This window comes from Ekhidna sp. (assembly GCF_040220215.1).
In the GTDB taxonomy this organism is placed as follows: Bacteria; Bacteroidota; Bacteroidia; order Cytophagales; family Cyclobacteriaceae; genus Ekhidna.
In genome coordinates this window covers 497,431-510,666 of sequence record NZ_JAVJTR010000016.1, presented here as the reverse complement: position 1 = coordinate 510,666, position 13,236 = coordinate 497,431, and the positions used below count along the sequence as shown (strand labels likewise).

11 protein-coding genes are annotated in these 13,236 nt (G+C 38.5%); 9 read left to right on the top strand and 2 right to left on the bottom strand.

From position 1 onward, the window contains the following. The first annotated feature begins 380 nt into the window (after nt 1-380). The 9 genes from RIC88_RS10875 (at nt 381) to RIC88_RS10835 (ending at nt 11,956) form a co-directional block, all read left to right on the top strand. Entirely contained in the window at nt 381-1,058 is a 678-nt protein-coding gene (locus tag RIC88_RS10875; RefSeq protein WP_350217569.1) for a TetR/AcrR family transcriptional regulator, read from the top strand. Beyond that, nucleotides 1,055-3,217, top strand: coding sequence for a peptidase domain-containing ABC transporter (locus RIC88_RS10870; protein ID WP_350217568.1), 2,163 nt, complete (start codon nt 1,055-1,057; stop codon nt 3,215-3,217). The genes RIC88_RS10875 and RIC88_RS10870 overlap by 4 nt, the downstream gene beginning before the upstream one ends. Then, nucleotides 3,217-4,551 (top strand): HlyD family secretion protein, encoded by a 1,335-nt coding sequence (locus RIC88_RS10865; protein WP_350217567.1) that lies wholly within the window; start codon nt 3,217-3,219, stop codon nt 4,549-4,551. The genes RIC88_RS10870 and RIC88_RS10865 overlap by 1 nt, the downstream gene beginning before the upstream one ends. Then, complete coding sequence (locus RIC88_RS10860) at nt 4,548-6,002, top strand: TolC family protein (RefSeq protein WP_350217566.1); 1,455 nt, start codon at nt 4,548-4,550, stop codon at nt 6,000-6,002. Before RIC88_RS10865 ends, RIC88_RS10860 begins: the two co-directional genes overlap by 4 nt. A 186-nt stretch (nt 6,003-6,188) precedes the next feature. Then, nucleotides 6,189-7,502 carry a sigma-54-dependent transcriptional regulator gene (locus tag RIC88_RS10855; protein ID WP_502880004.1) on the top strand — a complete coding sequence of 438 codons (1,314 nt, stop codon included), beginning with the start codon at nt 6,189-6,191 and terminating at the stop codon, nt 7,500-7,502. Continuing rightward, entirely contained in the window at nt 7,492-8,856 is a 1,365-nt protein-coding gene (locus tag RIC88_RS10850; RefSeq protein ID WP_350217564.1) for a sensor histidine kinase, read from the top strand. Before RIC88_RS10855 ends, RIC88_RS10850 begins: the two co-directional genes overlap by 11 nt. A gap of 12 nt (nt 8,857-8,868) precedes the next feature. Then, a complete protein-coding gene (locus tag RIC88_RS10845) occupies nt 8,869-9,951 on the top strand; it encodes a glycosyltransferase family protein (RefSeq protein ID WP_350217563.1) in 1,083 nt (360 codons plus the stop codon). Then, nucleotides 9,941-10,900 (top strand): bestrophin family protein, encoded by a 960-nt coding sequence (locus tag RIC88_RS10840; RefSeq protein ID WP_350217562.1) that lies wholly within the window; start codon nt 9,941-9,943, stop codon nt 10,898-10,900. Before RIC88_RS10845 ends, RIC88_RS10840 begins: the two co-directional genes overlap by 11 nt. Nucleotides 10,901-10,912: 12 nt before the next feature. Continuing rightward, nucleotides 10,913-11,956, top strand: a complete 1,044-nt coding sequence (locus tag RIC88_RS10835; protein ID WP_350217561.1) for a hypothetical protein — start codon at nt 10,913-10,915, stop codon at nt 11,954-11,956. Between the two features lie 170 nt (nt 11,957-12,126). Here RIC88_RS10835 and RIC88_RS10830 read toward each other — a convergent pair whose 3' ends face one another. Then, on the bottom strand, nt 12,127-12,615 hold the full coding sequence (locus RIC88_RS10830; protein WP_350217560.1) for a phosphoribosyltransferase family protein: 489 nt from the start codon (nt 12,613-12,615) through the stop codon (nt 12,127-12,129). Beyond that, nucleotides 12,608-13,099 carry an Lrp/AsnC family transcriptional regulator gene (locus RIC88_RS10825; protein ID WP_350217559.1) on the bottom strand — a complete coding sequence of 164 codons (492 nt, stop codon included), beginning with the start codon at nt 13,097-13,099 and terminating at the stop codon, nt 12,608-12,610. The genes RIC88_RS10830 and RIC88_RS10825 overlap by 8 nt, the downstream gene beginning before the upstream one ends. Nucleotides 13,100-13,236 lie beyond the last annotated feature (137 nt).

The following is a 13,236-nucleotide window of genomic DNA, read 5'->3' as shown; positions in this document are numbered from 1 at the left end:
GTTGTTTAGGTTTTCGATCGTCCACTATGCCAATAAAAATGCCATTAATTGTAAGAGGCTATATTTCAATTAGTTACATTGAATTTGTAAAAAAGCACAATGTTTCCCCTGTACAGTTTGATACATAAAACTGTTCGCTATCGATCACAAAACCTTAGCAGATCAAGAATTCTAAAAAATGTGAAGGGGTTGTTTTGGGTGAAAGGCAAAAAAAAGGTTCAGGAGGACTAACACCTGAACCCAAAGGTCAAAAACTCAAAATAAAAAGGACTAATGACTTCAATATTAGTAAAATATCAAATGAAAAAAAAATGAAACCAATAAGAAAAATAATTGTTGTGATAGTTTTACTATTATATTTGATAGTGAAATAATATTTAATGATAGCAAAGCTTCAAATTCAATTAAATTCAGTCCTCTATTTAAGGGATCCTCAATCAAGTGATTTAGGCCAAAAAATAGTGCGTGAAAGCATTTTTTTGATCAATGACATTGGATTTGAAGCTTTTACTTTTAAAAAATTATCTGCAATAATTAACTCTACGGAAGCATCTATTTATCGCTATTTTGAAAATAAACATCGGCTACTCGTATACCTTATTTCCTGGTATTGGAGCTACTTAGAGTACCGGATTGCATTTGCGACCAATAATATTTCAGACCCTGAAGACAAACTTAAAATTGCTATTCGGCTAGTAACAGGCAAACTCGAAGATGATGATCATTTTCCCGGTATCAGCGAATCGGTACTTCAGCAGATAGTAATAAGCGAGTCTGACAAAACCTATCTGACCAAAAATGTAGATCAAATAAATAAAGAGGGCGTTTTTAGGGGTTATAAATCCCTTTGTGAAACTATCGCATCTTATATGAAAGAAATCAATCCGAAGTTTAAGTTCCCGACATCATTGTCCAGTACATGTTTGGAAGCTGCTCATCAGCAATTATTTTTTGCAGAACATCTTCCGAGACTTTCTGATATACGAAAAGAGGAAGATGCGCATGAGCAGAACTATCAGTATTTATTATCCATCATTTTCAACTCATTGAAAAAATGAACAATCAGCAAATTATAAGGTGCCTGCAGGAATGTGCTACTAAGCTTGATATTGATTTAAACATATCAAAACTGGAAAGAGTAGATATTATATCCAGATTCTATGAAGATACTGAGCTGTCGGAGTTTCAGAGGGATTTAATAGAGGCTGGTAACGAAGGCGGAATTGTCCTTTTTGAAAAATACATGGATCATGATGTCCTGTATCAGTTTATTTCTGATAGTGCCTCTCCAACTATCGTTTTTATAGAACAGGATGGCTTTCACCCTGCTTTTATAAGCAAGCGTAAAAAAGAAATTGTTCTCGAATTCATCACACCTGGAGGTCAGCTTAGGGAATTAAGAACACCAGATTTTAATAAAATTAAGTTCTCCACAAATGATGCTGGGGAAGTATTCACACTGACATGCTTTGCATACCAAAGCTTCACAGTAGAAGGTGAATCCTCTTTGATGACACCTGTGAAAAGACTTTTTAATTTACTTAAAGCTGACAAGAAGGATATCTTCTATGTGTATGTGTATGCCGCTCTTATTGGGTTGGTCAGCTTAACACTACCTCTGGGAATCCAGGCAGCCGTGGAGCTTATTTCCGGAGGAGTAGTCTTTAGTTCAGTCTACTTACTAATAACACTTATCATTTTGGGTGTATTGGGAACTGGAGTACTCCAGGTTTTGCAAATCACTATTGTAGAGTATTTGCAACGAAGAGTATTTACTAAAGCTGCCTTTGAGTTTGCATTCAGAGTCCCACGAATAAAGATGGAGTCGGTACTCAATCTTCACATGCCGGAACTCATGAACCGGTTTTTTGATGTTCTAACATTGCAAAAGGGATTGCCTAAACTTCTGATTGACTTATCAACGGGACTGATTCAAATTCTTTTTGGATTGTTATTACTCTCTTTTTATCATCCATTTTTCATCATTTTCGGATTAGGGCTTTTAGGATTGTTATTCCTCATCTTTTACTTGACAGGTCCGAAAGGACTAAAAAGCTCTATTCAGGAGTCAAAATATAAATACAAAGTGGTCTATTGGCTGGAGGAAATGGCCCGAACACTTTATTCCTTTAAGCTTGCAGGAAATACTATCCTGCCACTGAAGAAAACTGACTACTTTGTCAACAATTACCTAAAACATAGAAGTGCTCACTTCAAAGTTTTGATTTCGCAGTATTCATTTATACTTCTATTCAAAGCGATTGTAACAGGAGGTCTACTTATCCTAGGTACCATTTTGGTTGTTCAAAGGGAAATTACACTTGGCCAGTTTGTGGCTTCAGAAGTTATCATAATACTGGTTCTGAATTCAGTTGAAAAAATCATCATGTACATGGATGTAGTATATGACATGCTTACCGCCGTAGATAAAATATCACATGTTACAGATTTACCACTGGAAGAGCCTGGTGGTATTGATATTCCTCATTCTCAAATGGCTGATGGATTGGAAGTAAAATTGGAGGATGTTTCATATACATATCCCGGATCAAAACGACCTTCCCTCGGACACCTAAACATTGAAATACCAAAAGGTGGAACGCTATGCATAAGTGGCGGTAGTGGTGCCGGAAAAACCACATTGACCAATATCATTGCCGGAATCCATCAAAATTACGAGGGTATTCTAACCTACAATGACCTTTCCTTACGCGATTTGGATTCCACTTACATCAGAGACAGGATTGGAAAAAATGTTTCTCAGGAAGATATTTTCGAAGGATCTGTGTTGGAAAATATTCTGGTAGGGAAACCAACATCAGATATAGACCATGCTATTGCTGCGATCAAAGAGGTTGGGCTTTCCAGGGAAATCAATGCGTTGGAAAACGGATTGAACACACAAATTCTCAGTGCCGGAAAGGGCTTTTCTTCCTCATTTGTAAACAAACTGATACTTGCCAGGTGCTTAGCAAAAAGGCCGGCAATGCTTATTCTCAATGACTTTTTCAACAATTTCACTAAAGCCGAGCGGCTGAAACTCATTGAAATGTTAACCAGAGAAGGTAAAAATTGGACGTTGATCGTCGTTTCTAACGACCCACTGGTAATGGCAGCCTGCGACCGAGTGCTGTATTTGGAAAATGGTGAAGCTAAAGCATTAGAGCCATTTGATGAGCTTATAAAAAGAGAAGAAATAATTAAAGAGATCTACTAATGGACCATTTAGATAAACTTTCTGAAACACATCTTTATTCCCTTAGGACGCTAAAAACTCCCGGAATAGGAAGAATGGTAGCCAAGGTTCTAATGGTTCTCACATTACTTTTTATCCTCTTCCTGTTTCTCCCATGGCAACAAAATATCAGAGGTAAAGGGAAATTAACAGCTCTTAGTCCAAAAAATCGACCACAGATGATCCAGTCAGCCATAGCAGGAAGAATCACCCAATGGCATATCGCTGAGGGTGACTATGTAAATAAAGGCGATACGCTTCTGAGTATTTCTGAGATTAAGGATAAATATTTCGATCCAAATCTTATTTCCAGGATAGAAGAGCAACTTGAGGCAAAGAAGAATTCACAAGATGCAAAAGCAAATAAAACTGTTGCTTTGCGCAACCAGATCACAGCATTGAGAAAAGCTTTGGTAGCCAAAAACAGTCAGGCAAAAAACAAACTCAATCAAGCATCATTGAAACTTGAGGCTGACAGCCTTGAATTTGTTGCAGAGCAAGTAAACTATCAAAATGCGGCGAGCATTTTTGATCGAAACAAAAATCTATATGAAGCGGGGAACATTACGCTAACCAAGTTTCAGGAAATAGAGTCGAAATTTCAAATGAGTGCGGCTAAGGTGCTAAAGGCTGAAAATGAGTGGCTTCAGCGAAAAGCTGATCTTGCAAACGCCGAACTGGAGCTTACTTCTATAGCAGCGGATTACGCGGATAAAATCAGCAAAGCACAATCAAATTTGAATGAAACTATCTCAAGCCTGAATGAAACCAAGGCTCAGATAGCTAAAATGGAAAATGAGCTTTCCAATGTGCGTATCAGAAGAGAAAATTATCAAATCATTGCTCCACAAAGCGGATATGTTGTAAAAGCGATTAAAGTCGGGATTGGTGAGACCATCAAAGAAGGGGATGCTGTAGCTACGATTCTACCCGAATCAGACGATAAGGCAGTAGAAATGTATGTCAAGGCAATGGATATCCCGCTTATTGAAAGTGGGAAAAAAGTACGGGTTCAATTTGATGGCTGGCCAGCCTTGCAGTTTTCAGGATGGCCTAATGTGTCCGTAGGAACTTTCGGAGGAATAGTCGCCAATGTGGATCGCGTTCAAAGCAACAATGGTATGTTCAGAATTTTGGTTAAGCCTGATCCTGACGATGAGCAGTGGCCGGAACAATTACGACTAGGATCCGGAATTAAAGGATGGGTGATGCTGAACAATGTGTCGATCTGGTATGAAATCTGGCGTCAGATGAATGGCTTCCCTCCTATGATCTATGAAGATGGTGAAACTCCTGAAAATGGTAAAATGAAATGAAAAGGTACTTGATCCTTCTTTTATTCACTACTCAAACGCTATTTGCACAGGATTCTGTTTCTCTAGCTGACACTACCTACCTACCCATTGAAGATGTGATAAAAATGACCCTATCATATCATCCAGTTGTTAAACAAGCCAACTTATTGAATCAAAATGCTGATGCGGTAATTCGAGAAGCTCGAGGAAACATGGATCCGAAATTAGAGGCGGATTACAACCTGAAAGAATTCAAAGAAAAGGAGTACTACAATCTGCTGAACACTTCCTTTAAAATACCGACCTGGATCGGGATTGATCCTAAAGTTGAGTTTTACAAAAACAGTGGTGAGTATTTAAATCCTGAAAACTTTATTTCTCCTGAAACAGATAATGAACAAATAGCAGTTGGGCTTTCCGTGCCGATCGGAAAGGGTTTGTTTTATGATGAACGAAGAAATGCCATTAGAAAAGCAGAAGCTTTTTCGCAAATAGCAGAGGCGGAGCAAATCAAAGAAGTAAACAAGATTCTTTTCACCATTATCAAGGATTATTGGAATTGGTATTTAGCCAGCCAAAAAAGAGAATTAATGCAGCAAGCCATTGTTTTGGCTCAAAACCTGTTTGATCGAACGCTTATTGACTATGAATTCGGAGAAGCAGCAGTGGTAGATACTTTGCAAGCTAAAATCAACTTTCAGAAGCGAACCGTGGATTATCGAAAGGCAACACTTGAGTATGAACTCGCTAAGCTAAGCCTTGGCAAACACCTTTGGTCTGAAAACCTTATCCCCCTTGAAATTCTTTCCAATGTATTTCCTGATTCACTTACCCTTTTTGAGACTCCTAAAGACAGCAGCATCAGGAATGCTATCGAATTTGCGATGACAAATCACCCGGAGATTAGCAAGCTGGAGGGGAAGAGAGAACAGCTTGATGCTGACATGAAATGGGCTAGAGAAAGTATAAAACCTCAGATTGATCTTTCGTATTCTTTTATAGATGCCCCTTTCAATCCTAACTTGGAGGCAAATTCACCGGAGTTTGGCGATAATTATAAGATGGGAGTCGATTTTTCATTCCCTATCCTACTCAGAAAAGAACGTGGAAAACTACAGCAGACCAGACTGAAACTGCAAAGTAACGAGTATCAACTGGCACAAAGCCAGGTCGAGTTAAAAAATGAAGTTTTGGGAGCCTATGCCCAAAGCATAGCATTTCAGGATCTTTTGAGCCAATACCTGGGCATGTCTGAAAATTACAGAAGGCTTCTGCAAGCGGAAATAGTTAACCTGCAAAATGGAGAAACCGATCTTTTTAAATTGAATATCCAGCAGGACAAATACATAGAAGCGCAAACAGACTACTATGATGCTTTTATTAAATGGGAGAAAAGCAAAGCAGAATTCTATCATGTTGTAGGTTTTCCTATGCTTGGGCTTTCACAAATGTTCGATTTCGCAACAAATTAATTGTTCCGTGTTCATTTTCGAACAATAATTAAACTACTTTTAGCATTTGAACCATACCAGAGCCGTTTTTTGCTCTTGGCACAGTTGTAGCAAACTCTCAATTACAAAATCAGAAAAAAGGTGGAAGAAGAAATTAATAAAATACTCATAATAGACGATGACGAGGATGTGCTTTTGGCAGCCAAAATGTTGCTTAAAAAACATATCAAAGAAGTAGTGATCGAAAAGGATCCTCGTAAAATTCCTTTCCTTTTAAATAATGACAGTTTTGATGTCATTCTTTTGGATATGAATTTCAGTCAGGATACCACCAGTGGTAAAGAAGGGTTCTATTGGCTAGAGCAAATACTGGAAAAGGATCCTGAGGCTGTGGTTATATTGATTACTGCATTCGGCGATGTTGAAATGGCTGTTCGGGCACTTAAAGCTGGAGCTACTGATTTCGTACTGAAGCCATGGCAAAATGAAAAACTGCTGGCCACACTTTCAAGTGCTTCTAAATTGACGAAGAGCCGTAAGGAAGTTTCAAAACTCAAGCAAACCAGCAAGACCCTTCAAGCTGACAGTAGCAAAGCATTTAAAGACATCATTGGAGAAAGTGATGCTATCAAAAAAGTTTTTAAGCTAATAGATAAAGTAGCTTCCACAGATGCTAACGTTTTAATTCTTGGTGAAAATGGAACAGGAAAAGAGTTAATTGCTCGAGCTATTCATCAGAAATCACTCAGAAAAGATATGCCTTTCATCGGTGTGGATATGGGAGCAATCACTGAGTCCCTTTTTGAAAGTGAGCTTTTTGGTCACAAGAAAGGATCATTCACAGATGCAAAGGAGGATCGAGCCGGAAGGTTCGAGGTTGCTTCCGGAGGTACCCTTTTTCTGGATGAAATTGCAAATTTAAGCCAGCCTCTCCAGTCAAAACTTTTGACGGCTATCCAAAACAGGAAAGTAACCCGAATAGGCAGCAATCAAGAAATTCCAATTGATATACGCTTGGTGAGCGCAACCAATATGCCTGTGTATGAGATGGTAAATGAAAATACATTCAGGCAGGATTTGCTCTATCGAATCAATACGGTAGAAATCCAGCTTCCACCACTTCGAGAACGAATGGAGGATATGGAAATGCTGGCCAACCATTTCGTGAAAATGTATGCCGGTAAATACAGGAAAAACATAGATGGTGTCGCTCCTGTCACAGTAAGCAAACTCCAGAAGTACCCATGGCCAGGGAATATTCGTGAATTGCAGCATGCAATAGAGCGAGCTATTATCATGAGTGATAATTCACAACTAATGCCAGAAGATTTTTTCTTCCTGGCTCAAAAGCCGGATAGCAACCTTTCTCTTGAGCCAGACTCTTATAACCTGGAAGATATGGAGAGGATTGCAATCCAAAAAGTAGTGAATAAGTATGAGGGAAACATATCAAAAGCAGCTAAAGAATTGGGGTTAACCCGTGCCTCATTATACAGAAGACTAGAAAAACATGGTTTATAAATCATTCAGATTTCAACTAACCATCAGACTGGGCTTGCTCATTCTGATCATGTTTCTATTTACGGATTTGTACTATTCGGAATCGTATTTTTTCACAAAGTTTCTTGTCTTCTGTCTTGGGCTTTTTCAAATCTGGTATTTGTATCACTTTTTAGAAAAGTCAAATAGGGAGATCGTTCATTTTTTGGAAAGCATCCATTATGATGATTTCACAAATACTTATCCGGAGAAAAAAACCGGATCCAGCAGGGATTTGCTTTACCACGAATTCAATGAAATTTTAAAAAAATTCAGAGAGATACGAGCAGACAAAGAAGCTCAGCATCAGTATTTGCGAACCATTGTTCAACACATTGGCATTGGAATCATCACATTTGATTCGGATGGGGAGGTTCAGATCATGAATAATGCTGCCAAAAAGTTGCTAGGCATTAAACTGATAAAAAACATCAAGCAAATCGGCAGGGATCATCCCGCTCTCCAGGAATCCATAACTGATCTTAGGACTGGCGGGCGAGATTTGGTGAAAATCTCCAAAAATGATGACGAGGTTCAGCTTGCAGTTTATGCCATTGAATTATCTCTTAGAGGCAAACCATTCAAACTCATTTCCATTCAAAACATCCAGTCTGAGCTGGAAGAAAAAGAGATGGAGGCGTGGCAAAACCTGATTCGGGTATTAACCCATGAAATCATGAATTCAGTAACGCCAATTTCATCATTAGCTGCAACTGTTGAAACCGAGTTAGCAGAATTTCTGGAAAATGGAATGAATATCAACCAGATAAAAGATGACACGATTGAAGACTTTTATCTATCGGTAAAAACCATTCATAACAGAAGCGAGAGCCTGATCAAGTTTGTTTCTGATTTCAGAAACATGACCCGAATCAAACTCCCAAACCTTGAGCCAACAGGAGTTGAAGATATGATTAAGCACATCTTAGTGCTTTTAAAACCGGACATTGAAGCTTCCAATATCTCCGTAAACTGTTCTGTAAAACCTAACCTCAAGATAAATATCGATCGGGAGCAGATCGAGCAGGTAATCATTAATGTGGTAAAAAATGCAATTCAGGCTTTGGCGTCAGATGATAAACAAAATAAATCTATGACGATTACGGCTATGCCAATAGAGGGTGGTGGGGCTTATATCTCTGTAGCCGATAATGGGACCGGTATTGAAGAAGAAGCTCTCAAGAAAATCTTCATTCCTTTCTTCACCACCAAGAAAAATGGTTCCGGCATTGGATTAAGCCTTTCTAAACAAATAATGAGGAAGCATGGCGGTAACATAACCGCAAAGTCCCAGATCGGTGAAGGCACTGAGTTTCTCCTTAAGTTTGCGAGCTAAATATCAGCTCTATTGAAGTATATCTTTATCGTGCAGGGAGAAGGGCGTGGACACATGACCCAAGCCATTTCTTTGTTCCGGATTCTTACAGAAAATGGACATGAAGTACCTCATGTGATCGTTGGGAAAAGTAAACGGAGGGAATTGCCGAAATTTTTCCTAGAGCAAATCAAAGCTCCCATTACTCAGCTAGAAAGTCCGAATTTTGTCACTGACAAAAACAACAGATCTGTTAATGTATTTAAAACATTAACAGCAAATCTCAGAAAGTATCAAACGTTTCTAAACAGCATCAATGAAATAGAACGGATTGCTAAAAAAGAACAGCCGGTTGCCATTATAAATTTTTACGATTTTCTAGGAGGACTTTATTTTCTCTTGAAGCGACCCAAGTTTCGACATATTGCTTTGGCACATCAATTTTTGCTAAGTCACTCTGAGTTTGAGTTTCCCAAAGGAAGATTTTATGATAAATCGTCATTACTTGCCGGTAATAAGCTAGCAGGATATAAGGCAGACAAAAAATTAGGCTTATCCTTTCAATTTATGAAGGATGAATCAGAGAAAAGACTCTTTGTTGTACCGCCATTACTTAGGGAAGAAATAAAAAAACAATCACCCTTGGTAGGTGATCATTTTCTGATATATATGGTTAATCATGGGTATTCTGCAGAAGTTGAGGCCTTTCACAAAAAACATCCTGAGGTTCCAATCCATTGTTTCTGGGACAAAAAGGATGAGCCTTCAGTTTTAAAAATTGATGAGACACTTACATTTCACCAGCTTGATGATAAGAAATTTATTCACTACATGACCTCATGTAAAGGGTACCTGACCACCGCAGGTTTTGAATCAGTATGTGAGGCAATGTATCTGGGCAAACCAGTTTTAATGGTTCCGGTAGAGGGACATTATGAACAAGCATGCAATGCCTTAGATGCCAGGAAGGCTGGTGCCGGGGTATCGAGTGAAATTTTTGACTTAGATATTTTGTTAGAGTATCTTCCAAATCACAAAGATGTTGGGGATGAATTCAGAAAGTGGTGTCATACCTCTTCAAAAACGTACCTAAAAATGCTGACAGATGATCATTAAATACTCTGATAATCCCTTCAAACAAATCCTGGGGATTACTTTCTACAACCGAAGGAACATTTTGCTATTTACTATTATTTCCATCTTTGCCGTTTTGCAAAATGAATTTGGTGAGATTTTCATGTGGGATCCTATTATACTGCCCATGGTGCCAGTAACCATACTTGGGGGAGCATTAGCCATATTTCTAGGATTTAGAAATAATAGCGCTTATGATCGGTGGTGGGAAGCCCGAAAAATCTGGGGTGGGATTGTAAATGCCAGTAGAACATTTGGGGTGATGATATGTACCTTCTCTTCCACCCATTTTTCAAAAGGCAAGGTCAATGACGATAAAGTACAGGCCTGGAGGAAGGAATTAATCCACCGTCATATCGGGTGGCTATATGCCTTGATCATGCATCTTAGAAAGCACAATCATTGGAGTGATCTGGAACGATATATATCTGAAAAAGAAATAGAGGCAATAAAAAAACTGCATAATAAACCTACTCAAATTCTTCATAAACAAAGCGAAAGACTTCAAAACGCTTATGAAGATCAAATAATCGAAGATTTCCGACATATGGAATTGATGAATGTCATAAAAGAGTTTTACGATTTACAAGGAAAAGCTGAACGAATTAAAGGCACAATATTTCCTTATTACTATAATTACTTTACCGGAGTTTTTCTATGGCTTTTTGTGATATGTTTACCTTTTGCACTTGCTTCACAAATGCAATGGGGAGCTATACCCATGTCTATAGCCATCTCTTTTGTTTTTACTATTTTGGAAAAATCAGGTGCAGTTACGGAAGATCCTTTTGAAGGACGAGCTGCTGATACTCCAATCAATTCGATCACTCGTAATATCGAAATTGATTTATTGGAAATGATCAGAAGCGAAACAGTACCTGCCCCGATCGAGCCTAAAATTGGTCGGTTTGGAGTAAAGTATATGGATTAAACAAATTGCTACATGGCAATAATCAGTAAGAAGAAAGAAATTTTTCCAATAACGAAAGCCCTCCGATCCTACATAAAAAAATATGATCGAGAGATGGATTTGCCCATCTACTATGGCGACCTTCTTCGCTATGATAATTCGATTCCACTTTATGATAAGGTGGGTAACGATACACTTTGGGAAACGGTGTTTTTCCCGCAGGGAGATATGCAGCACATTAATGCCTCATTAAAGAAAGTCTATGCCATAATGAAATCAGATGGGGATCTTTCCGTGATGGATCACCTCATCATCGATCGTGTGGACTTGTGCGCATATGGGAACACACAGCCTTTTCGAGTGCGGGTTGTCAATCAGATCAATGACAACTTCGACTATTTCTACATTAAGAATGCAGATGCATCACGAATTTATGGGCTGGAGCTGGAACACCTATTGTCCCCAAATAAAATCAGCTATGTGGTCAATAGAGAAACACTGATTGAGGAGCATATAATAGGCATCCCTGCTGAACTCTTTATTAAAAAATACCTTGGAAGTGCCAATTTGAATGAAATCCGCCTCGCAAAAGAATTTGTGAAATTCAATGAGCGGTGCTTTGTTCGATTACTTGGAGATATGCATAGCAGCAACTTTGTCATTGACATCACCCCTGATTTTGAAGATGTTGAGTATCGATTAAGGGCGATAGATTTTGACCAGCAATCCTATGAAGGTAGAAGGGCTATTTACCTACCTCAATATTATACACAGAACAATCCCATCATTAAAATCGGACTGAAACACATGACCCCTGAAACAGTGAAACAATATCAACGGGAAGAAAGGTCTAATATCGCCAACCGACTAAAGGTTGAGCACAAACGTGTGAAGGACCTACTAATGGCTATGAAAAAAGACAAACTCTCGAAACCTGAAAATATTGAGAGGCTAAAGAAAGAGCTTGCTGATTTTTACGAAGAGAAAGAGTTCTTGAAATGTGAATGTATGGGTGATTTGGTAGAAATGAGCCTGGAAATGCTCACGAGAAAACCAAATCTTTATAAGGATTACTAATAAATAACCCCCAGCCCCTAAAGGGGTGCCATTCAAGCACAACCAACGCTGGAGGGCAGGATCCTTTCAGGGATGAAAGGGTGTGCGTAGGCATTAATAATTCTATTACTCCTGTCGCTAAATTCTAACCAACTAAAATGTACATTAGGACTTAGAGAGAAGAATTTATCTCAATTTAAAAACACCCCATCACCAGGCTTTACTTCCACATGCTCTTTAATGGTCGTTGAAAGTTCATACCCTTTATAGTTGGCGTAAATAGGGAATCTACCATGAGTCCTCAAAACCAGAACAGCAGTCTCTACCTTTTTGACATGGAGGGTTAAAAGCTTAGTAAGGCTATATGCGAGTGTTCGTCCGCTATTAAGCACATCGTCACATAGAATAACCGTTTTGTTCTTCAAATCAGAGACATCCCCATCAATGAGGATGTCTTTGTTTAGCGGATTTTCTTTGTCCAATGAAATTGTGTGGCATATGGACTTTTTCCCCGCAATCTCAGCAAGTGTTTCGTTGATTTGATCAGCTAATTTTCTTCCACCAGAATCAACACCTACCAGCACCACTTCATCATTCATGTTATTTTCATAAATCTGGTAGGCGATCCTTCGAATGATCTGATCTACTTTGGGCTGAGTTAAAATCTGATTGCTACTCATTTTCAGGCACAGGCATTACTTTGCTGTCCTTGAAAGTAGAGAGTATTATCATGGATTGCAAGCCATCTACTACCTCAATTTCCGATACTTTTTCCAGCATCAGCTTTTGATAAGATTGGATGTCACTTGAGATAATTTTCAAAATGAAATCTCCGGAACCTGTAATATGATGACATTCAATAACTTCAGAAATGGCATTGATGGCATTGATAAAAGCATCAATGTTACGCTTATTGTGACCTTTTAAGGAAACCTGAACAAATGTGTGAACACCGAGCCCTACCTTGTCAGTATCTAGCTTAGCATGATAGCTTTTGATGATACCTGAAGTTTCCAGCTTTTTCACACGCTCCAATGTTGGAGCAGGCGATAGTCCAATGTCTTTAGAAAGTTGTGCGTTGGTGATTTTTGCGTTTGACTGTAAAATATCCAAAATCTTGCGATCGATTTTGTCCAGCTTAATACGCGATGATTGTATTTTCATGTGAATTGTTGATTTTCTTTCGGTTTCATTAGTCCGATTCGGAATAACAGAATTTTATTCGCTGCAAATTTAATAGGATTATCAAAAGTTTTGGCTGCCATTTAAATAAACTACAAACCTTTAACAATTAATTGATG

Coding starts and splice junctions, on each gene's coding strand:
- RIC88_RS10855 (WP_502880004.1), top strand. CDS start 6,189: ATGTTGCTTAAAAAACATATCAAAGAAGTAGTGATCGAAAAGGATCCT.
- RIC88_RS10825 (WP_350217559.1), bottom strand. CDS start 13,099: ATGAAAATACAATCATCGCGTATTAAGCTGGACAAAATCGATCGCAAG.
- RIC88_RS10830 (WP_350217560.1), bottom strand. CDS start 12,615: ATGAGTAGCAATCAGATTTTAACTCAGCCCAAAGTAGATCAGATCATT.
- RIC88_RS10835 (WP_350217561.1), top strand. CDS start 10,913: ATGGCAATAATCAGTAAGAAGAAAGAAATTTTTCCAATAACGAAAGCC.
- RIC88_RS10850 (WP_350217564.1), top strand. CDS start 7,492: ATGGTTTATAAATCATTCAGATTTCAACTAACCATCAGACTGGGCTTG.
- RIC88_RS10865 (WP_350217567.1), top strand. CDS start 3,217: ATGGACCATTTAGATAAACTTTCTGAAACACATCTTTATTCCCTTAGG.
- RIC88_RS10875 (WP_350217569.1), top strand. CDS start 381: ATGATAGCAAAGCTTCAAATTCAATTAAATTCAGTCCTCTATTTAAGG.
- RIC88_RS10860 (WP_350217566.1), top strand. CDS start 4,548: ATGAAAAGGTACTTGATCCTTCTTTTATTCACTACTCAAACGCTATTT.
- RIC88_RS10870 (WP_350217568.1), top strand. CDS start 1,055: ATGAACAATCAGCAAATTATAAGGTGCCTGCAGGAATGTGCTACTAAG.
- RIC88_RS10840 (WP_350217562.1), top strand. CDS start 9,941: ATGATCATTAAATACTCTGATAATCCCTTCAAACAAATCCTGGGGATT.